This window comes from Niastella sp. sgz303648, assembly GCF_059587045.1.
In genome coordinates this window covers 1,205,973-1,227,648 of record NZ_JCAPSW010000001.1, presented here as the reverse complement: position 1 = coordinate 1,227,648, position 21,676 = coordinate 1,205,973, and the positions used below count along the sequence as shown (strand labels likewise).

Below are 21,676 nucleotides of genomic sequence, written 5' to 3'. Positions count from 1 at the left end.
CTTGTGCCTTGTTTCTTGTGCCCTGTAACTTGTATCTTGTGCCTTCCTAAAGCGATTGCCTATGGAAATGATCGACACCCATGTTCATGTATGGAATTTTGAAAAAGCTGAATATGCCTGGTTAAAGAATGACACTTCCATTCTTAACCGCAGTTATCATATTGAAGAGTTGAATGACGACCTGCCAAAAGCCGGTGTAACCGGCGGTGTGCTGGTGCAGGCTGCCAATAATTTTGAAGATACCAACTGGATGTTACAGGTAGCCGGTACAACAGGATGGATAAAAGGTGTTGTAGGCTGGCTGCCATTGATGGAACCTTCGTTCACCGCTACCGTCCTCGCAGCGTATTCAGACAACCGTTATTTTAAAGGCGTGCGCCATCTTATACATGATGAGCCCGACCCGAAATGGTTGTTACAGCCAACCGTAATACAAAGCTTATCGGTATTGGCAGCGTATGATGTTCCCTATGATGTAGTAGGAGTAACCACCGAACATTTACGATCGGCGCTGCAGGTAGCTGATAAAGTGCCCGGATTGCGTATGGTGCTCGATCATATGAATCAGCCACCCATTGCAAGCGGCGCCCGGTTTGGCGAATGGGGCGAATTAATGAAAGAGGCAGCAAATAATAAGAACATTTTTGTAAAAATATCGGGTTTGGGTACTGCTGCTAAAAAAGGTTCAGCATGGACGGCAGGTGATATACAGCCCTATATTGAGTTTGTGCTGCAACATTTTGGCGACAGCCGTTGCTGTTGCGGCGGCGATTGGCCGGTATCGTTACTGGCAAGTGAGTATTCATATACCTGGCAACAATATAAAACCGTGTTATCGGGTTTATTGAACGAAGCAGCATTGGAAAAAGTGCTGAGTTCAAATGCTGTAAGGATTTATAATTTGTAAAACGCTGAATGTAAAACGCAAAAGGCAAAACGCAAAACGCTGAACGCTGAACGCTGAACGCAAAACGCTGAATGCTTAAAGGTCACGGTTGGTATTTGCCGTTTTACGTTTCACGATTGACCATTCATCATTCACAATTCACCATGGAAGTAATTACCGGTGTATTATATCATTCTGTGGGTGCCTCCTGTGCTGCCATGTGTTATACGCCACAGCGTAAAGTAGCGCATTGGTCGTGGCAAACGTACTGGCTGGCGCAGGCTGCCATATGCTGGTTATTGTTGCCGGTGATCATAGCATGGTTCACCATACCCAATATAACGGCTGTATTGCATGAAGCGCCTGCTGCTGCCATGTTAACAACCTTTTTGTTGGGCGTAGCCTATGGCATTGGCGGAACGGCTTTTGGCATGGCCATTCGTTATGTAGGGTTTTCGCTTACCTATGCTATTGCGGTGGGTATTTCGTGTGTGTTAGGAACGTTACTGCCACCGCTGGTTCATGGCGAACTAAGTTCTTTATTTGCACAAAAAGGATCAGACCTTATAGCAACAGGCATTACCGTTGGCGCGCTGGGCATTGCATTATGTGGTGTAGCCGGCAGGTATAAAGAACGGGACCTTGAAATAAATAAAAAAATCGGTCATAATTTTTCGCTGGCAAAAGGATTGCCGTTGTGTTTACTGGCAGGTATACTATCAGCTGTATACGGATTTTCGATCGATCAGGGAAAGCCCATTGCCGACATAGCAGAAAAATACGGCAGCGGTAATTTTAAGATCAATGTAGTGTACATATTCTCCAATACCGGCGCCTTTTTGTCGACGCTCATCTACTGCCTGTACCTGCATCGCAAACAAAGTACTTTTGGTGAGTACAGGTTGCAGGCGGCAAACAATGATCGTGGACGCGGTAAACAAAATCAAAATGGCAGGGCGCAGTTGCTGATCAATTTTATCATGGCTATACTAACCGGTATACTATGGTATTCGCAATTCTTTTTTTACGGGTTAGGACATGTGCGCATGGGCAAATACCAGTACAGCAGCTGGGCCATACATATGATCATGCTGGTGCTATTCAGTTCAGTAACCGGCCTGGTGATGAAAGAATGGATTGGCTGCCGCAAAAAAACAATTAGTATGCTGGTATTAGCGCTGATCGTTTTAATTTTGGCCGTTCTTGCGTTAACGTATGGAAACGTCCTGAGCGAAGTCGAAGGATGATTTTTACAGCTCCTGAGCGTAGTCGAAGGGGTGACTCCAAACTACAAACAAAAAATGGCTCTGAATAAAAATACGACCCCCATCATTATAATTGGCGCAGGGGGTATTGTAAATGATGCTCACCTGCCGGCTTATAAAATGGCGGGGTTTGAGGTAGCAGGTATTTACGATGTGAGCCGGGATAAGGCATTGGCCACTGCACAAAAATTTAATATACCTGTTGTTTTTAATAGCCTTAAAGAGGCTGTTCAGCAAGTGCCTGCAGAAGTTGTATTTGATGTGGCCGTTCCCGGTACCGAATTGCTGAAAGTATTGCATCAGCTGCCTGCGGGAGCAACCGTGTTGATGCAAAAACCAATGGGAAGTGATTATAGCGAGGCAAAAAAAATTCTGCAGTATACACGGGAGCAACAAATGATTGCAGGTGTAAACTTTCAGTTACGCTATGCCCCTTTTATAAAAGCTGCCCGCGAGTTGATGCAGCATGGCCTGCTGGGCGAACTGTGCGATATTGAAGTGAATGTAAATGTATTTACGCCCTGGCACCTGTGGACGTTTTTGTATGAATCGCCAAGGGTTGAAATTTTATACCACAGCATTCATTATATCGACCTCATCAGGTCGTTTTTCGGAAATCCTGCAGGCGTATACGCCAAAACGGTAAAACATCCGACTATGAGTCAGCTCGCTTCTGTTCGCAGCAACATTATTATGGATTATGGCAACAGAATCAGGGCCAATATACTAACCAACCATTGTCACTATTTTGGGCTGCAGCAGCAACAATCATATATAAAGTTCGAAGGAACAAAGGGCGCCATTAAAATTGAATTAGGATTACTGAAAAATTATCCGAATAGCGTACCCGATAAATTTGAATATATAACCACAACCGGCAATAATCACGGTGAATGGAAAACAATGACCATTGCAGGAAGCTGGTTCCCGCATGCTTTTATCGGAAGCATGGAACAATTATTACGCGCAGCAGCAAAGCAAATTGAAAAGCCCGATAATTCGGTAGAAGATTGTATTCATACCATGGCCTGTGTTGAAGCGGCGTATTTATCAAATGAAAGAGGAGGGGTGAAACTGAGTGAGATAGAAGGGCAGTAAGCAACAGACAATTGACGATCCATACTTGTTATATGAAAAATTTAACCTAACGATAAACCCTAAATTAATCATATACATCGCAGCGCGATAAAAATCTCATATTCTCAATGAAAGGCTTTTTTACATTGGTGTTGTGTGTGGCTTTTGTTTATCCGGTTCATGCAAACCATATCCATGAAAACAAAAAGGTTACTGTTATTTCGTCCAACTCATCTCCCAGAATACAATATGGTACCGAAAAACTGGTAGCGGCATTAAAAGCTGCCGGTTATAAAGTATCAGTTTTATCAGCTCCGGCTGCCGCTGATCAAAATGATAGAGTGATCATTGCCGGCAATTATGCAGATGCGCTAATTAAAAAAGCAGCTGCAACATATCATCTTCAACCCGATACAACCGGTAAAGAAGGATTCTCCATAAAAGGCAACGACAAGGCGGTGATCATTGCCGGTACCGATGCTTCGGGCACTTTATATGGATGTATGGAACTGGCAGAACGGATAAGCGTTCAAAACACCATTCCTGCAGCACTTTCTGTAACCGACAAACCCGAAATGGTATTACGTGGCGCCTGTATAGGTGTACAAAAACCTGTTTATCTTCCGGGAAGAACGGTGTATGAATATCCCTATACACCTGAAACATTCCCGTGGTTATACGATAAAGCGCTTTGGATAAAATACCTCGATTCACTTGCCATCAACCGCATGAACTCGCTGTACCTGTGGAATGGCCATCCGTTTGCGTCGCTGGTAAGAGTACCCGATTACCCATATGCTGTTGAAGTAGATGATGCTACTTTTAAAAAGAATGAAGAAATGTTTCAATTTCTTACTGAGGAAGCTGACCGCAGGGGGATTTGGGTAATACAGATGTTCTATAATATTATTGTATCGAAACCATTTGCCGAAAAGCATAATATTAAAACGCAGGACCGCAACCGGCCCATTATTCCGCTGATAGCCGATTATACCCGCAAATCAATTGCAGCATTCGTTGCAAAATATCCCAATGTAGGGCTGATGGTGGCATTGGGCGAAGCGATGGAAGGTGTAGGGCAGGATGATGTAGACTGGTTCGTTAAAACAATTATTCCCGGCGTGCAGGATGGATTGAAAATGCTTGGCAAAACCGAAGAACCACCCATTGTTTTACGTGCCCACGACACCGATGCACCGAGGGTTATAAAAGAAGCATTGCCTTTGTATCACAACCTGTATACCGAAGCAAAGTTTAATGGCGAAGCGTTAACAACCTATACACCACGGGGCCCCTGGGCCGAACTGCACCGTACATTGAGCCATATAGGTTCGGTACAAATTGAAAATGTGCACATACTCGCCAACCTGGAACCGTTCAGGTACGGCTCGCCCGACTTTATACAAAAATGTGTGCAGTCAATGCATTCGGTATATGAAGCCAACGGATTACACCTGTATCCGCAGGCATCTTACTGGGACTGGCCCTATACAGCAGATAAATCGAACAAACGGCTGTTAGAGATTGAGCGCGACTGGATATGGTACAGAACATGGGCGCGTTATGCCTGGAATTGTAACCGTAACCGGCAGCAGGAAGTAGAATACTGGAGCGGTAATCTGGCAACGAAGTTTGGTTGCAATATGGCACAGGCAAAAAATATTCTCGAAGCCTATGAACAATCGGGCGAAATTTCGCCCAAGCTGTTAAGGCGGTATGGCATAACCGATGGCAACCGGCAAACGATGACGCTCGGAATGCTCATGACGCAGCTGATCAATCCACGCCGCTATAATTTATTTACCCTATTGTACAATTCAGAAGGGCCCGAAGGAGAAATGATCATTGAGTATGCCGAAAAAGAAGCCAAAGGACAACCACATATCGGAGAAACACCACCCCAGGTAGCCGATGAAGTAATGGTACATGGCAATAAAGCTGTAATAGCCATTGAGCAGGCGGCGCCGTACGTAACTAAAGAGCGCCATGAGTTTGAACGGTTAAGAAATGACATGTATTGTTACCGGGCAATGGCCAACTTTTATGCGTTTAAAGCAAAGGCGGCATTACAGGTATTGCAATATAAATATTCGCACAAGGTAGCTGATCTTGAAAGAGTGGTTCCTTTGTTGCAAACCAGTGTGGATTATTTTAAAGAGCTGGCGGCGCGTACCGATACCACTTATTTATATGCCAACAGCATGCAAACGCAGCAGCGAAAAATTCCGGTGAATGGAGTAAATGCCAAAAATAAAACCTGGCGCGAATTGTTACCCTATTATGAACAGGAGCTTCAAAATTTGATAAGGCATATCGACGCATTAAAAAAGCAGGGTGGGGTAACCGGTGTAATAAATATACAGCCCTTAAAAAATGCACCGGTACAATGGCTAAGCAGTGAAAAGACGTACACACTGCAAAAAGGCGCTATAGTTAGCACCGATACCGGAATAGTTATAAGAGAAGTGCCCGCATTTTTAGCCGGATTGCAGGCAGTGCAGAGTAATTACAAAAGGCAAATACACGAAGGTACAGTAGTAAATTTTCGCACAGCAGGTGCTGTGAAATTATTGGTAGCATACTTTGCACAAAAAAATCCTGCTTATTTACCCGAGCCGCAGCTCGAAATAGATGCAAGCGCCAATGATTACGGGCAGGCAGAAGTGAAAGTGGCCAATGCACTGGCGATAGATAATTTTCCACCAATAAATATTCACACTTATTCTTTTCAACCCGGTACACATACGCTTACTTTAGGAAAAGGGGCATGTTTATTGTTAGGCTGTATAAATGAATCAGAAACATTGCCCGTGATGGATGCCGGTATAAAGGCAGCCGAAAATGCCGGTGCTCTTGACTGGTTATTCGAGTAACGATTACCATAATTATAATAAATGTAAAAGGGACGTTTACAATACGGTAAATGCCCCTTTTTTATATGTTATTTTGACATGAATTATTTGTTTGATGTAAAAACTGGCACAAAAACATTGATTATTGTATTTCTAAAAATACTATATGTACATGTTTATATATAACAAATAACAATAATTTTATCTAATTACCGGTGCATTATTAATAATATTTATTTACAATATGGTAAAAGTATGTTATAGCGCATAGAGATGTGCGTTTACGAGATAGTAATATATTCCATCATTTTAGTAAAAGATGACATTGTTTAGCTGACGCTGCCGGTGTTTCTTGTGCACCATTATGCAATATCCTGGAAAACAACATCCACCCCAACTCTATGCACGTAGTGTATGTGCGCGTAATTCCTTGGTTAAGAATTGCTCCTCTCAATTGTTAATATATAAATCTTAAACAACTGTTGTATGACTGGTAAACCGTCCTTGAAATGCCTGATGATGGCGTTTTTAATTCTGCTTAATTGCTCGTACCTGTTCGCACAGGAGAGAGTTGTTACCGGCAAAATCAAAGACCCGCAGGGCAATCCATTGCCCGGGGTGAATGTAAATGTGTGGGGCACGCGAATAAGTGTCACCGCCGACGTAGCCGGCTCTTTCCGCATCCCGGTATCCTCTGAAAATTCTGTATTAGTTTTCAGCTTTGTAGGCTTTTTACAGAAGGAAGTAAAAGTAGGAACCGATTCAACATTTAATGTAGGCATGACCTACGACAATGCCGACCTTGATCAGGTTGTGGTAGTAGGTTATGGTACTTCAAAAAGAAGAGACCTTACCGGTTCCGTGTATTCGGTAAAACCGGGTATGGTAACAGGTACCCCAACCTTTAATGCGCTGGAAGCCTTACAGGGTAGAATACCCGGTATGGATATCACTCGTTCAGGCGGTAATGCCGGTGCTGGTGTAAATATCCAGGTTCGCGGTAACAGAACGATCAGCGGTACCAATAATGGTCTCACTGGTAGTCAAAGCTCTCCATTATATATTATTGATGGTTTTCAGGGTGGTAATATTGGCGACCTGAATCCCAATGATATTGAATCGGTGGAAGTTTTAAAAGATGCCTCTGCTACCGCCATTTACGGATGGATGGGCGCCAATGGGGTAATCATTGTTACTACTAAAAAAGGAAAAGATCGTCCTAGAGTTTCTTATAATGGTTATTATGGCGTAAATGGAAGCGCCCAGTACCCTAAAGGAAGATTAGGAGAAGATTATATAAAGCTGAGAAGAGAAGCCTGGCGTACGGCAAACGGAAGCTACCCTACCGATGATGCGGTAATGTTTACCGATCCCGGTGAAGCCGATGCTTTAAAGAACAATCAGTGGGTTGATTGGTTGGATCTGGTATTGCGAAACGGCATTATGCAAAGCCATACTGCTTCTATACAATCCGGTGGCGATAAATCGAAAGTATTCTTTTCTACAGGTTATTATAAAGAAGATGGCCCATTGCGTGGCAATGACTTTTCGCGTTATAATGCCCGTTTGAATTATGATCAGCGTATCAGCAATATGTTCAAGGGAGGTTTTTTGAGCCAGATAACATGGACGAACACAAATGGCCGACAGGATCCTATATCTGCTGCTGCTTCTGCTGTTCCATTGGGAAAAGCATATAACGATTCAGGGGTTGTTAATCTGGTACCATTAGCAGGTGGAACCAAGGCGAGCGTATTGGGCGATGAATTGCCCGGTGCTTACAAAAACAATTCAATCAGGGGTAATGTAATTGCCAATGCGTATTTTGAAATAACACCCATAAATGGTTTGTCACTCCGAACCAATTTTGGTACCACGGTGTCATTTAGCAGGAAAGGTATATACCAGGATTCTCTGTCATTTTCCAATTTCAAGGGCCGTAACTATACATCGGTACAAAATGACTTTAACAGATTTTATAACTGGGATAATATTTTAACGTTTACCCGTAAAATAGCAGATCATTCAATTACGCTTACCGGTATAACCAGTTATACGCAATCAGATGCCGAAACGGAAAAAACAGAAGGATACAGGCAATTGTCGGGGGCTCAATTATGGTATAACCTCGCTGCTACGGAAGGAACCAGTCGTCTGGCTTCGTCAAATTTAACAAGGTTTAACACCATGTCATACGCTGGCCGCCTTAACTATTCTTTTAAAGGAAAATACCTGTTAACGGCATCAATACGTGCGGATGGTGTATCGCGCCTGGCGCCTGGCCATAAATGGGATTACTTCCCGAGTGCAGCTGTTGGCTGGAATATTCACCAGGAAGATTTTATGTCGAACCTGCTGTTTGTAAACAACTTTAAAGTACGCGCCAGTTATGGTATAGCTGGTAATGCCACCATTCCTGCTTATAGTACCCAAAATGGTGTATATGTGCCCTACTATCAACAGGGTTTTGGCAATGTACAGGTGCCGATATATGCTTTCAATACAGTCATAGGAAATACAAATCTTAACTGGGAGAAAACCGCTACTGCCAACGTAGGACTTGATTTTGCTTTTTTCAAAAGCAGAATATTTGGTACACTGGATATGTACAAGGGAAAAACTACTGATGTGATACTGAAACGTCCATTACCACAGTCTACAGGTATAGCGAATGTTTATCAGAATGTAGGTGAAACTGAAAATAAGGGTATTGAATTAGCTATTTCATCAATAAATGTTAGTACCCGCGATTTAAGATGGACAACTACATTAACCTATACCAAGTCGAGCGAAAAAATTACCAAACTGATCGATGGTAATGATATATATGGCAGCCCCATTGAAAGCCAATCATTGTTACTGGGCCGTCCGGTGAATTCCTTTTACAGCTGGAAGAAACTGGGTATCTGGCAAACTGCAGAAGAAAAAGAAGCAGCTGATTTGAAATTTGGTACCGGTTCCTTTAAGCCCGGCGATATCAAACTGGCTGATTTAGATGGTAATGATACTATTAATTCCAAAGATTATACTTATCTGGGATCAACCGTTCCCAAATGGTTTGCCGGTTTCCAGAATACATTTACCTATAAAGGATTTGAAGTAAGCGTTTATATGTTTGCCCGCTGGGGTCAAACCATCGAAGCTAAGTTCATGGGCCGTTACAATCCCGATGGTAAAGGAAATGGTCCTGCTAACTTTAATTACTGGACCCCCGAAAATCCTACGAACGATTTCCCACGTCCTAAATGGGGAACTGCCATAGGTAACATAACAGGCTATCAAACTTTGAATTACATTGATGGCTCCTATTTTAAAGTGAAAACAGTAACCGTTGCCTATACTTTACCTATGTCGGTTAGCAGAAAAGCATATGCAGAAAAAATACGTATATACGCAACAGGCAATAACGTGCTCACCCAGGCAAAAAACAAATTGCTTAAAGATTATGATCCTGAAAGAGGTGGCGATGAGTCGGCTCCATTGACTCGTCAGATGGTAATAGGTGTAAACGTAGATTTTTAATTTATTCTTTATCCAAAAACTAAAGCCTTTTATGAAAAAGTTTAAATATATATCATATGCTGCGATAATATTAGGCGTTACATCCATCACTTCGTGTAATAAGCTGGATGAATACAATCCGTCTGGTGTTACTGCTGAAACAATATGGTCAACCCCACAGGGTTTTATAACTGCCGTTAATGAGGCATATGTACAGCAACGTGCCTGGTATGGTAAGGAAGACGGAATGTTTATGGGTGAAAGCGGAACAGATTTATGGTACAATACTGCCAAGGCTTCTTATGCAAAAGAGATAACACAGTATCAGGCTTTAACGCCTGCCACACCAGGAAACCCTAATAAAGGTTTATGGAAGCTCATATGGATGGGCGTTAACCAATGTAATGCCGGTATTAATCGTATTGATGGGGCCGGATTTACAGATGTTAATGAAAAAAACAGACGTTTGGCCGAACTTCGTTTTTTAAGAGCCTTCTATTATTGGCACATTGTTGAAACCTGGGGTAATGTAATGCTGCGCACTACAGAAACACAGGAGGTACTGTTAACTGCTCAGCGTAGTACCATTCCCGCGATCTATGATGTTATTATTGGCGATCTTGAATTTGCGAAAGATAATTTGCCCATTAGCTGGGGATCGAGTTTATCTACTGAGTTCAGTCGTGCTTCGAAAAAATCAGCCATGGGATTGCTGGCGAGGGTTTATTTGAGCAGAGCATACTATGGTGATGCCAATACCTGGTTTACCAAGGCAAAAGATATGGCCATGGAAGTTATCAATAATGCAGGAACTTTAGGAGCATCCCTGTGGACCAATTATGCTGATATATGGCTTCCGGCAAATAACAAAATCAATAAAGAGGCATTATATACCATCAGCAACTCAACTGTTAATCTCCAAAGTAATTATGATGGAAACGGCAACAGGGCGCACCTGTGGTTTTTGTCGAGGTACAGTAATAAGCCAGGCATGCAAATGGATTTTGCTAATGGAAAAGACGATGGTCAGAAATTAATGCCTACACGGTACCTGTTGAATCTTTATGAGGATGCTGATGCCCGGTATGATGGATCGTTTCAGGAAACATGGATTAATAATAAAGGGACTTATACCTGGGATACCGCTATGTGCAGAACATGGGGTAAGGATACTAATTTCGTAAAAGGTCAGGTAGTGACGTTAAATTCCAGCGTTGCCCTTAAGTGTGTAAGAGGTGTTGTTGCTAATAAACAAACCCTGCCATATGTTATATATGACCAGGATAGTATTTACAATACGGACGGTACCATTAGAGGTACCAGCGTACAAAATTTTCCGGCGCTTAAGAAATTCATGGATCCTAACAGGCCTACCTTGACCAAAGAACCTGGTTTTGCTGATATATTTGTTATACGCCTGGCCGAAATGTACCTTATAGCCGGGGAGGCCTATTTCAAATTAGGTGATAATGTGAATGCTGCAGCACAGATTAATGAGATCAGAAAAAGAGCTGCCAAAACCGGCAGACAAAGTGATATGATTGTAACACCGGATAAGATTACCATGGATTTTATTCTGGAAGAAAGAGCCCGGGAACTGGCCGGTGAACACCTGCGTTGGTTCGACCTGAAGCGTACTTTAAGCGGCGCTGATTTTGTTAAGCGTATTACGACATATAACCCGGATATTACCGGTGTGCGTGATTTCCATCGCCTGCGTCCTATACCTATTGATGAGTTAACGACATTGGTAAATGCAAAAGAATTTGGTAATAATCCTGGTTACGACCAGCCGTAAACTGAACAACAATCGAATTTCAAATAGTTACTTATCCTCTGAAAGTGTAATCCGGTACCCCGGGCCGACTCTGTCGGCTTCGGGGACAGGATGAAAAAAGTATAGCCACAAAACTCAAAACACAAATATCACATAGCAGTAATTTGATCTAGTAACTTTGAGTCATGGAAGAACAAGAAAGTCCCGCCGCGAGGCGGGATTTTTGTTTTAATATAGCCATGTGCTTCAGCGTATAACCACATTTCACTACGTTGGTAGCAATTGTAGTTTGTGCGAGTATAGTTATTTTGTTTAATGCAAGGAGGTTTTTCTCCTGATAATAATATTGGTGTACGTTAGTTTTGCACAATCTCGGTTTGTCGCAGCCTGCCACAGCGGCCCCTTACAGAACCGCTGGCATCATTTGCCGGCAGCAGTTTTGCTGTGGGCAAAGGCGCCGATTTATCAACCATCACTAATTTGCAAACCGGAACTGAGATCGTTAACTTTATACCGCAGCATACAGAGCAGTCGACCCGGGCAAAGGCCTATCTGAATTACATTCTTTTTGATGAGCAGTTTAAATATGTTAAAGGCGATGTTGATCCGGTACAGGCCAATGGCGGTTATAAACTGCACGATATATTGCAGATAGAAGAATAAGCTGATCTTCAACTCATGAGGAAAAAATTGTTAGAGAAACAAAAAAACCAAATGATGTCGAACAATTTTATTGTAACTATAAAGAATCAATTGAAATGATTTGAGGATGATTTACATCAGTTTGATAAATTGCTTATTGACCATTCTAAAGACAAGGCAACGGAAAGCTCTGTTTGGAAGAATTTGATAGCCTTGAATAAAAAATATCCTGCAAATACTTTAGTTCTTATGAGGTTGCTGGATTTTATGCAATTAGTTAATGATACTAAAATTTTAAGTCTTTATTCATTGAACGATATACGCGTTCTGTTTAATAAGTTGTCTGATATATTTAAAGACGACCTTGAAATTAATGTAGAAATGTATTATTATACGAATAATGTAATTGGTAATGAAAGTAAGGCATTGGCAGAATTAAATAAATTTAAAAAATACATTTCGAAGAAGCTTCCGAAGTAAAAAGCAGCGGACATAAATAACGTAGAAAAAATCATCACTAATTCTTTAAACGTTTTTGGATTATTTTTATATTCCAAAACAGATGCAATAATGTTTGTTGATGAATGTAAAAAGGAAAGCATACCTGTTTTAGGAATTGATGGTTTTTATATTGGTGAATTTAAAACACAGCCAAGCCTGGAAAATAGCATTGATTTGTTCAAAGATACTATTGGCGAACATGTTTTTGAAAAGGCCATCAATTTTTAAAAGAACGAAATGAAAAATTGTATTTTGAAATCGTAACAGCTTGAACTCCTATGGACGCGACTTTAACACCAAAATGGATTGGCGGATTTTTCTATTGGATCGTCACGGGATTTAGAGGCAAGCTCGGAGATCAGTTTGATGAAAAATACGCAAGCAGAAATTTTTGGACCGGGTATGCTCTAACCATGGTTGCGCTGGTGGTAGTTATTTATATTTTGATTAAAGTAGAAATAAAGTATCAGCATGCCGGTGACTCTGCCACAAAGAATAATAAAAATTTAAATGAACATGTCGCCGGAAAAACAGAGCTGAATGACGAATTGAAAAGTATTATGGCAGAGTACACCCATAAAAATTGACTACAGCATTTCCATTCCGCTCACAGATGTTGGTATTGGCGTCAGCGTGGTAATTAATAAGGATGGTAAAATGAAGTTGTCCCAAGATGAGTTTTTCACTTCCCCTTCCTCCCTTTCTTCTCCACCAACTTCCCCTCCATAATTTTCAATGCGCCTCCTTTTACTATTTGTTGAATTCCATCCACCATTTTGTAAAATATAATACCGGTTGTCATAAACAAACATTGCCCCGGTACGGCGTTGAGCTGGTGTTGCAAACAAACCGGTTTCACCGTTTTGTTATTAATTGGCAACAGAGGAGTGGTATAGTGCAAGTCATTCTTAAATTGATATTTTGTGAAATCAATGGCTGCACCGCCTGATACAATTTTGAAATGAGTGGCGCCGGCAGGCGATTTAATGTGCTTTTTGGGAATAAACGATGGAATCGTTACCTGCATAGATCCGTTTTCTGTATTGATGACGCCCTTGCACTTCACACGTAGTACTTTTGCCAGCATTACATTGCTGTTAAATTCGAAACCTGTCAAGGCTGCACACAGGCTGTCGGCTGCGGCCACACGCTCTCCACGACCATGCCGGGTATCAGATTTTACCACTTTTAGCAATATGCGGTTCATCCGGCCGTTTAACCATACATTTGTTACCGGCTTTAGCAGTATGCGAAAAGCCCATCGCACTGTAGTAGCCGCTTTCACAGCGGTCTTAAATTCTGCAGCGTTCTCGCGCGTGCGTGCAAATCGCTCACTCCTGAGCACAGTTTTTCGGTCCGGTCCGCTTTTTTCTTTGGCAATATACCCAAAGTCATTTTTTAAATAGGTAACCTCGCCCATGGACCCTGTAAGTGGATGTGTACCCGCCTGCTTTGCCATGATAATCGTTTTTTTAAAGTTACATCATTCCTAACAGTATGGGCAATACGTTAATAAATATTTTGTTAAAAACTATTATGTGTGAGTGGTACGCCAAAGCCCTGTCAGGAAGCCTTTCTCTGGTATAAATATCAGCACCGTATCACATCCATATCTGCGACATAGCTGCCCCATAGTGAACCCATATTATCAGTAAAAAATAAGTAAGGCAATAGTAAGAGAATAGTAAGGGAATAGTAAGAGAAGATCATTGAATTTGTGGCAAAACGGGGAGTAAAAATAAAGTTGTTGATATGTGTGTTGAATAGTCCATACTTTTGTTTAAACACCTGATTAAAGATAAATAAAAGTATAGAACTTTTAAAATTAATTACACATACTGCACAATTAGTGCACTGTTGCAATTTTCAACATTATAAACAGCTAATCTATTTTGCCAGTTTAATCAGATAATTTATTTTAACACCGCATTTGACCAATGAAACCATTATCCGATTCCTGATAACGTATTAACCAAACCTATTATACCAACCTTATCGAAAATGAACTTCAATTCCTTTGTTACCCTCGTTATTAAAAACCTGCGATTTTTACTTTTTGTTTTTTCGCTTATTTTTTCCGGTGCAACTGCTTTTGCCCAAAAACCTCAATTCAAAATCGACTGCAACCATGCCGGCCCTTCCGAATCGGTGGTGGCTGAACCGGGATATATTCCCTGGACGCTGCCTGCATCCGTCCGTGATACAGCCACGTTGTTGCTGAATGGGGATGTCAAAATTACGCTTATTCGTAAAGGGCCTTATGGCGATAAGTTATCTACCAACTGGTACAAGGCGGCTGTTCAGGCGCCTTATTATAGCCGGCTCGTGGGTGATGGCATCAGAGTAAATAACGGAAATGCGGGCGCGCAGATCGAAATGCGCATCAGCGGGCTCCCTGCCGGCCGGCATAGTCTGCTCACTTATCATAACAATGAAGACCCTCCGGGCTACTATGCTCCTATAGATATTTACCTGAATGGTGAAAAGAAGATTGATAACCTCGCGCTGAGTGTTCGTGAAATTGTTCCGTCTGATGTGGTCACGGCTTATTTGTATGTCGATGCTGTGCCCGGTAAGGATGTGGTGGTGCTGTTTGCGGCTGATACAACTACCGGCGCAGGGAATAAAAATTTTACGATCAATGGTATTGAAATCAATACGCCCGATCCAAAGGTGCAGGCGAAGTTGCCAATGCCGCATCACGCCGATGAACATGTTGATGCTGATAATGGATCGATAACGCTTTCCTGGACAAGCCCCAAAGGCGCTGTTGCCAGCCGCATTTATATAAGCACCGATTCGGCTACAGTGGCGGATGCTACTGAAAAATCGCCCTGTTATAAAGGCCGGCAAACAGCTGTTTCGTATAAGGTAACTAACCAATATAGCATGAATACCTACTACTGGCGCGTTGATCAGGAATATGCCGACGGAAAAATTATTCCCGGTAATGTGTGGTATTACCGCCCGCGCCAGCTGGCATATAGTGATGCAGAAGGCTACGGCCGTTTTGCACGCGGCGGCCGTGGCGGCAAAGTGGTGCATGTGACTAACCTGAACGATGCCGGACCCGGCAGTCTGCGCGAAGCGATTGTGAATAATGTTGGTCCGCGTACTATTGTGTTTGATGTGTCGGGACTTATTACGCTTGCCGATCGCGTAACCATAAGCGATAATTGTATAACCCTTGCCGGACAAACAGCGCCGGGGAAAGGTATCTGCGTTCGAGGCGCTCCTTTTGGCGCCAGCGGTAACGATCTTATCATTCGCCACATCCGGGTCAGGGTAGGAGGACCGGCTACTACCGACGGCATGGGGCTTATCGGTGATCATTGTATAATTGACAATTGTTCAGTAAGCTGGACGATCGACGAGGGCTTCAGCTCACGATGGGGTAAAAACATTACCGTGCAGCGGACCATGATTGCCGAAGCATTGAATATGGCCGGACACAAAAATTATCCACCGGGTACTTCGCATGGATATGCAGCAACGATAAGCGGCAACGTCGGCAGTTTTCATCATAACCTGCTGGCGCATTGTTCGGGCCGCGTATGGAGCCTGGCAGGCCGGCTCGATAACAATGGTTATTATGTGGGCAAGCTCGATATCAGGAACAACGTGGTGTACAACTGGAACACACGTACAACAGATGGCGGCGCTTTTCAGGTGAACTTCGTAAACAATTATTACAAACCCGGTGCGGCTTCTACTCTCTTTTTTGCCTTAACGGCCCAGCACGAAGGTGTGGGTATGGGTACCCAACAATGTTATTTTTCCGGTAATATAATGCCCGGTCATTTCGATGAAAGCTCTCAGATAAACGGTCGCCGTAGTGTGATCACCAATGGTGAAAAAGTAAACTATGAAACTTTTGTAGATACGCCTTTCTTTAAATCCTATATACAAACGCAAACGGCCCGCGATGCTTTTAAAACAGTATTGTCGAACGTGGGCGCCAACCAGCCTGCGATCGATGATCATGATATTCGTGTGATCAGGGAAACGGCCGATAGCACTTATACATATACAGGCAGTGTAAGCGGATTACCCGGCTTGCCCGATTCGCAGCAGGATGTAGGCGGTTGGGAAAATTATCCCGAAGAACACCGCCCCGCTAACTGGGACAGTGATAATGATGGTTTGCCCAACTGGTGGGAGCGATTAAAAAAATTGAATGTGTCCTCCGCAGCCGGTGATTTTTCTGATGCCAATGCTGATCCGGATCATACGGGCAATACAAACCTCGATCAATATCTTGAGTTCATGGGCGCGCCGCATTATTTTGCACGTAAGGGTAAAACCATCCCGATCGATCTTACAAAGCTGGCACGTGGCTATACCAATAAACCTGTATTTGCCATTGGTAAAATAACAAAGCAGGGAACTATGCAGCTTCGCTATACAAATGGAATTGCGTCGTTTACATCATTTGCCGAAGGCATTTTCTCTTTTACATTTACAGTGAAAGATGCGGAAGGCAGTTCAATGACACGTATCGTTAATGTAGTGGCTGCTGACGATCCCGAATTGCCGGTTGACGGTAAATAATGAAACAAACAATGAATCTTTAATAATGAAAAAACAGTTCACAATGGCACGGTCGAAAAAGCATTGTAAGGGTTACAGGTTCCCTGTATTTTTATTGATCCCATTGTTGTTTGGTTCATTGTTTTGTATGGCGCAACAGGCCGATAAAAAATTGCGCATTATGGTGTTGACCGATATTGAGAACGAGCCCGATGATGCGCAATCCCTCGTACGTTTTGTAACCTATTGTAACCAGTGGGATGTTGAAGGACTGATTGCTACTACTTCTACCCATAAAAAAGAAAACCCCGCAGCATGGCGTATACGCGAAATAGTGAATGCTTATGGCAAGGTACGGAACAACCTGTTATTGCATGAAAAAGGATACCCCGACGAAAAGTATTTACTGAGTGTTACCAAAGAAGGCTATTCAGGTTTTGGCATGGCGGCTGTTGGCCCGGGAAAAGATTCGGAAGGTTCTGAATGGATCATTGCTACATTAGATAAAAAAGACAGCAGACCTTTATATGTATCCGTTTGGGGTGGAACCAATTGCCTCGCGCAGGCACTGTGGAAGTTAAAGAATACAAGGGCGACGCAGGAAGTGCAGGAGCTGGTTGCAAAGTTGAGAGTGTATACCATTTCCGATCAGGATGATGCCGGGCCATGGATCAGAAAAAACTTTCCCGGTTTGTTCTATATCGTTAGTCCCGGGTATCGGTCGGCAGGCGCCTATCATTACGCAACATGGTCGGGCATCAGCGGCGATAAATCGTTTCATGGACGCTTTACCGGCGCAAACTTTAGTATTGTTGATAATCCCTGGCTCACTGAAAATATTCGTAAAAAAGGTCCGCTTGGTGCCGAGTATCCTATGACTAAAAATCTGATGGAAGGCGATACGCCTTCATTTTTATGGCTGATCAATAACGGGCTCAGTGATCCGGAGCATCCTGATTATGGAAGCTGGGGCGGCCGCTATGAATTGTATACACCCCGAACGCAAAAATGGTTCTTTGAGCCCGAAACACGGCCTATATGGACAGATGCTGTTGATGAAGTGATGGGCGTTGACAGTAATTTTTATACAACGAATAAAACTACCATCTGGCGGTGGCGCGAAGCTTTTCAGAATGATTTTGCAGCCCGTATGGATTGGACGATCAAATCCTATAAAGAAGCCAACCATCCGCCAAAAGCAGTATTGAACCATGCGAATTACCTGCAGGTTAAAAGTGGTGATTCGGTTGTATTAAGTGCCGAAGGTTCAACCGACCCCGATGGCAATGCGTTGATGTATGAATGGATGCAATATCAGGAACCCGGAACCTACAGCAGAAGAGAACCGGTACCCATTAAAAACAAAACATCCATAAAGGCGATATTCATTGCACCTAAAGTAGATAAGCCCGAAACAATACATGTGATATTGAAAGTTACCGATAACGGAACGCCTGCCTTAACAAGGTATCAGCGGGTGATTCTGGCAGTTCTTCCACGATAAAAATTAACTGCGATAAAGTGCTATGCGAGACTTGCAGTCTCGCATTATTATTTTGTGGCCTTTGGCCACAGGCTTCAGAAAAATTATCCGGCATATCTTATTATTCTGCTGGAACATCTTACTATAACGCCTTTTTAGCCCCTTTAACCAGACGGTGCGGGTTGTACAAAATGCTGCATACCCGTATATTGCGTTTCATGTAACTCATCAACCTGTTAACCCGTCAACTTATCAACTTATCAACTTGTCAACTTTTCAACTAAAATACCGGTGCCTTGTAATATTGTTTTGCTTATGTGCTGTTGCAATAACAGCGCATGCGCAACAACCCCTGCAACTATGGTACCGCCAGCCTGCAGCTGAATGGACAGATGCCCTGCCCATTGGCAATGGCCGGCTCGGCGCTATGATCTACGGCGGCACAGATACAGAGCACCTGCAGTTTAATGAAGAAACTTTATGGACGGGGCGTCCGCGTGCGTATGCACACCCCGGTGCTGTAAAATACCTGCAGCCCATAAGACAATTGTTGTTTGAAGGAAAACAAAGTGAAGCCGAAGCATTGGCCGAAAAACATTTTATGGGTTTGAAAGATGCCGATGACAGTGCATATGCGTTGCAAAAGAAAGCATGGTTTAATAAGGCGCGTCTTGATACTGCGATGGCATCGGCCACTTATGACGATAGCAACTGGGAAACAATGGTGCTGCCTACACCCGACGGGTGGGAGCAGGCCGGACTGACAGGCACCGACGGTGTGCTGTGGTTCAGAACAACATTAACCATTCCTGCAAAATGGAAAGGTAAAAACCTGGTGATCGATCTGGGTAAAATTCGTGATCTTGATTTTACCTATATAAATGGAAAATTCCTGGGGTCAGACCAGGGCATTTTCAAAAGAAGAAAATATTCCATTCCCGCTTCGTTGTTACACGAAGGCGCCAACAGCATTGCGGTTCAGGTGTTCAACTTTTTCGATAAAGGAGGTTTCATTGGCGGAAAAGGAACGATAAAATCTTTGACATTATATCCCGAAGGCGATCTGGCAAGCGCTGTACCATTGCCTGCTACCTGGAAGTATTTTATACAAAGCGAAAATCAACCGGCATTTCCCCGCTACGAAGCCGATTATCAGCCATTCGGCGATGTATACCTGAAATTTGATCAGGCGCCGCAGGTAAGTAATTACCACCGGCAACTCGATATAAGTAATGCTGTTTCATCGGTTACCTATACTGCCGGTGATATTGCTTATACGCGGGAATATTTTGTGAGCGCTCCTGCACCGTGTATGGTTATGCATGTATCGGCCAATAAAGCGGCTGCTGTTACCGTACAGGCTCTGTTAAAAACATTGCATAAAAAATACTCGGTAAAAAAGATTGACGATCACACGCTGGCGCTTGCCCTGCAGGTAAGCAACGGCGTATTGAAAGCTCAAAGTTATTTGTACGTGAATACCTCAGGCGGCACAGTTTCGGTAAGCGACACGGCTATCACTGTGCAAAAGGCCGATGAAGTAACCTTTTACCTCGTAGCTGCCACCAGCTTTAAAAATTATAAAGATGTATCCGGTGATCCGGCTTTGTTGTGCAAACAGGCGCTGCAACGAATAAAAGGTCAAACGTACAATACTATTAAAGGGGCGCATATAAAAGACTTTCATCAGTATTTTAATACGTTTTCGATCACTATTCCCGATGCAACCAATGCTGCGCTGCCGACTGACGAACGTATTGCGCAGTTTACTATGCAAAACGATCCTTCGTTAATGGCATTGTATATGCAATATGGCCGTTATCTGCTGATCTCTTCTTCACGACCCGGAACACAGCCAGCCAATCTGCAGGGTATCTGGAACGATCTGTTAACACCTCCCTGGGGCAGTAAATATACCACTAACATTAACCTGCAAATGAATTACTGGCCGGCAGAGTTGTTACACCTGCAGCCATGCACGCAGCCTTTGTTTCAAATGATCAGTGAATTGGCTGAAGCGGGTAAACAAACAGCGAAAGAACATTACGGTGCACCCGGCTGGGTGTTGCATCACAATACCGATCTGTGGCGTGGTACGGCGCCCATCAATGCATCTAATCATGGTATATGGGTTACAGGCGCTGCCTGGTTATGTTTGCATATATGGGAACATTTTTTGTTTACACAGGATACCGCTTTTTTGCGCAAACAATACCCGGTGATGAAAGCGGCTGCATCATTCTTTGTCAAATTTCTGGTAAAAGATCCTAAAACAGGCTGGCTCATCAGTAGTCCGTCTAATTCGCCTGAACAGGGTGGGTTGGTAGCAGGGCCCACAATGGATCATCAGATCATTCGTGAATTGTTCAGAAATTGTATCAGTGCCGCTGAGGCGTTAAAAACAGATGCTCCATTTGTACAAACACTAAACCTTACATTGCCTCGCATAGCACCCAACCAAATTGGCAAATACGGTCAATTGCAGGAATGGATGCAGGACATTGATGATACAACCAACCATCACCGTCATATTTCACATTTGTGGGGTGTATTTCCCGGTACAGATATCACCTGGACTGATTCCTCGATGATGAAAGCAGCCCGCCAGTCGCTGGTATACCGGGGCGATAGCGGAACGGGCTGGAGTTTGTCGTGGAAACTTAATGTGTGGGCGCGAATGAAAGATGGCGATCATGCGCTGCGCATGGTAAAAACATTGCTGCAACCTGCCTTTGATAAAAAAGGCGTTGAACGCGGTGGCGTTTATAATAACCTGTTCGATGCACATCCGCCCTTTCAGATCGATGGCAATTTCGGCGGCGCTGCCGGTATGGCCGAAATGCTTTTGCAAAGTCATACAGGAACTATTGAATTATTGCCTGCATTGCCGGCCGAACTGCCCGATGGAGAAATAAAAGGAATATGTGCCCGCGGCGGATTTGTATTGAATATGAAATGGCAGCAGGGAAAACTGCAGCAGGTAACGGTGGTATCAACAGCAGGTAAATTGTGCAGATTGAAATATGGTATAAACGAAATACAGTTTGCTACTGCAAAAAACGGTAGCTATACTTTTAATGGTGATTTGAAATAAATCGTGCAATAATAAATCGCGCAAAGGCGTCCCGCCATGGCGGGACAAAGCTTTTTCTTGGCGTTCTT

Annotated in this window: 13 protein-coding genes; 12 read left to right on the top strand and 1 reads right to left on the bottom strand. The window is 43.2% G+C overall.

Annotated elements, in window-relative coordinates; translation table 11 throughout:
* Nucleotides 1-61 precede the first annotated feature (61 nt).
* From AC59IL_RS04235 to AC59IL_RS04195, 9 genes are all read left to right on the top strand, one after another.
* Entirely contained in the window at nt 62-907 is an 846-nt protein-coding gene (locus AC59IL_RS04235; protein WP_496550837.1) for an amidohydrolase family protein, read from the top strand.
* A 71-nt stretch (nt 908-978) separates the two neighbouring features.
* Complete coding sequence (locus AC59IL_RS04230; protein ID WP_496550836.1) at nt 979-2,133, top strand: L-rhamnose/proton symporter RhaT; 1,155 nt, start codon at nt 979-981, stop codon at nt 2,131-2,133.
* 54 nt (nt 2,134-2,187) lie between these two features.
* Nucleotides 2,188-3,249 (top strand): Gfo/Idh/MocA family protein, encoded by a 1,062-nt coding sequence (locus AC59IL_RS04225; RefSeq protein WP_496550835.1) that lies wholly within the window; start codon nt 2,188-2,190, stop codon nt 3,247-3,249.
* A 107-nt stretch (nt 3,250-3,356) separates the two neighbouring features.
* Complete coding sequence (locus tag AC59IL_RS04220) at nt 3,357-6,101, top strand: alpha-d-galacturonidase (protein ID WP_496550834.1); 2,745 nt, start codon at nt 3,357-3,359, stop codon at nt 6,099-6,101.
* Nucleotides 6,102-6,566: 465 nt separating this feature from the next.
* Nucleotides 6,567-9,602 carry a SusC/RagA family TonB-linked outer membrane protein gene (locus tag AC59IL_RS04215; protein ID WP_496550833.1) on the top strand — a complete coding sequence of 1,012 codons (3,036 nt, stop codon included), beginning with the start codon at nt 6,567-6,569 and terminating at the stop codon, nt 9,600-9,602.
* A 31-nt stretch (nt 9,603-9,633) separates the two neighbouring features.
* Nucleotides 9,634-11,379 (top strand): RagB/SusD family nutrient uptake outer membrane protein, encoded by a 1,746-nt coding sequence (locus tag AC59IL_RS04210; RefSeq protein ID WP_496550832.1) that lies wholly within the window; start codon nt 9,634-9,636, stop codon nt 11,377-11,379.
* 459 nt (nt 11,380-11,838) lie between these two features.
* On the top strand, nt 11,839-12,021 hold the full coding sequence (locus AC59IL_RS04205) for a hypothetical protein (RefSeq protein ID WP_496550831.1): 183 nt from the start codon (nt 11,839-11,841) through the stop codon (nt 12,019-12,021).
* A 549-nt stretch (nt 12,022-12,570) separates the two neighbouring features.
* Nucleotides 12,571-12,729, top strand: coding sequence for a hypothetical protein (locus tag AC59IL_RS04200; RefSeq protein WP_496550830.1), 159 nt, complete (start codon nt 12,571-12,573; stop codon nt 12,727-12,729).
* A 50-nt stretch (nt 12,730-12,779) separates the two neighbouring features.
* On the top strand, nt 12,780-13,088 hold the full coding sequence (locus AC59IL_RS04195; protein WP_496550829.1) for a hypothetical protein: 309 nt from the start codon (nt 12,780-12,782) through the stop codon (nt 13,086-13,088).
* A 95-nt stretch (nt 13,089-13,183) separates the two neighbouring features.
* Here the strand turns inward: AC59IL_RS04195 and AC59IL_RS04190 are convergent, their stop codons facing one another.
* Nucleotides 13,184-13,960 carry a hypothetical protein gene (locus tag AC59IL_RS04190; protein WP_496550828.1) on the bottom strand — a complete coding sequence of 259 codons (777 nt, stop codon included), beginning with the start codon at nt 13,958-13,960 and terminating at the stop codon, nt 13,184-13,186.
* A 542-nt stretch (nt 13,961-14,502) separates the two neighbouring features.
* Between AC59IL_RS04190 and AC59IL_RS04185 the strand changes: the two genes are divergently transcribed.
* From AC59IL_RS04185 to AC59IL_RS04175, 3 genes are all read left to right on the top strand, one after another.
* A complete protein-coding gene (locus AC59IL_RS04185; protein ID WP_496550827.1) occupies nt 14,503-17,052 on the top strand; it encodes a hypothetical protein in 2,550 nt (849 codons plus the stop codon).
* A 43-nt stretch (nt 17,053-17,095) separates the two neighbouring features.
* Nucleotides 17,096-18,535, top strand: a complete 1,440-nt coding sequence (locus AC59IL_RS04180; protein WP_496550826.1) for a DUF1593 domain-containing protein — start codon at nt 17,096-17,098, stop codon at nt 18,533-18,535.
* 244 nt (nt 18,536-18,779) lie between these two features.
* Nucleotides 18,780-21,608, top strand: a complete 2,829-nt coding sequence (locus tag AC59IL_RS04175; RefSeq protein WP_496550825.1) for a glycoside hydrolase family 95 protein — start codon at nt 18,780-18,782, stop codon at nt 21,606-21,608.
* Nucleotides 21,609-21,676: the final 68 nt, after the last annotated feature.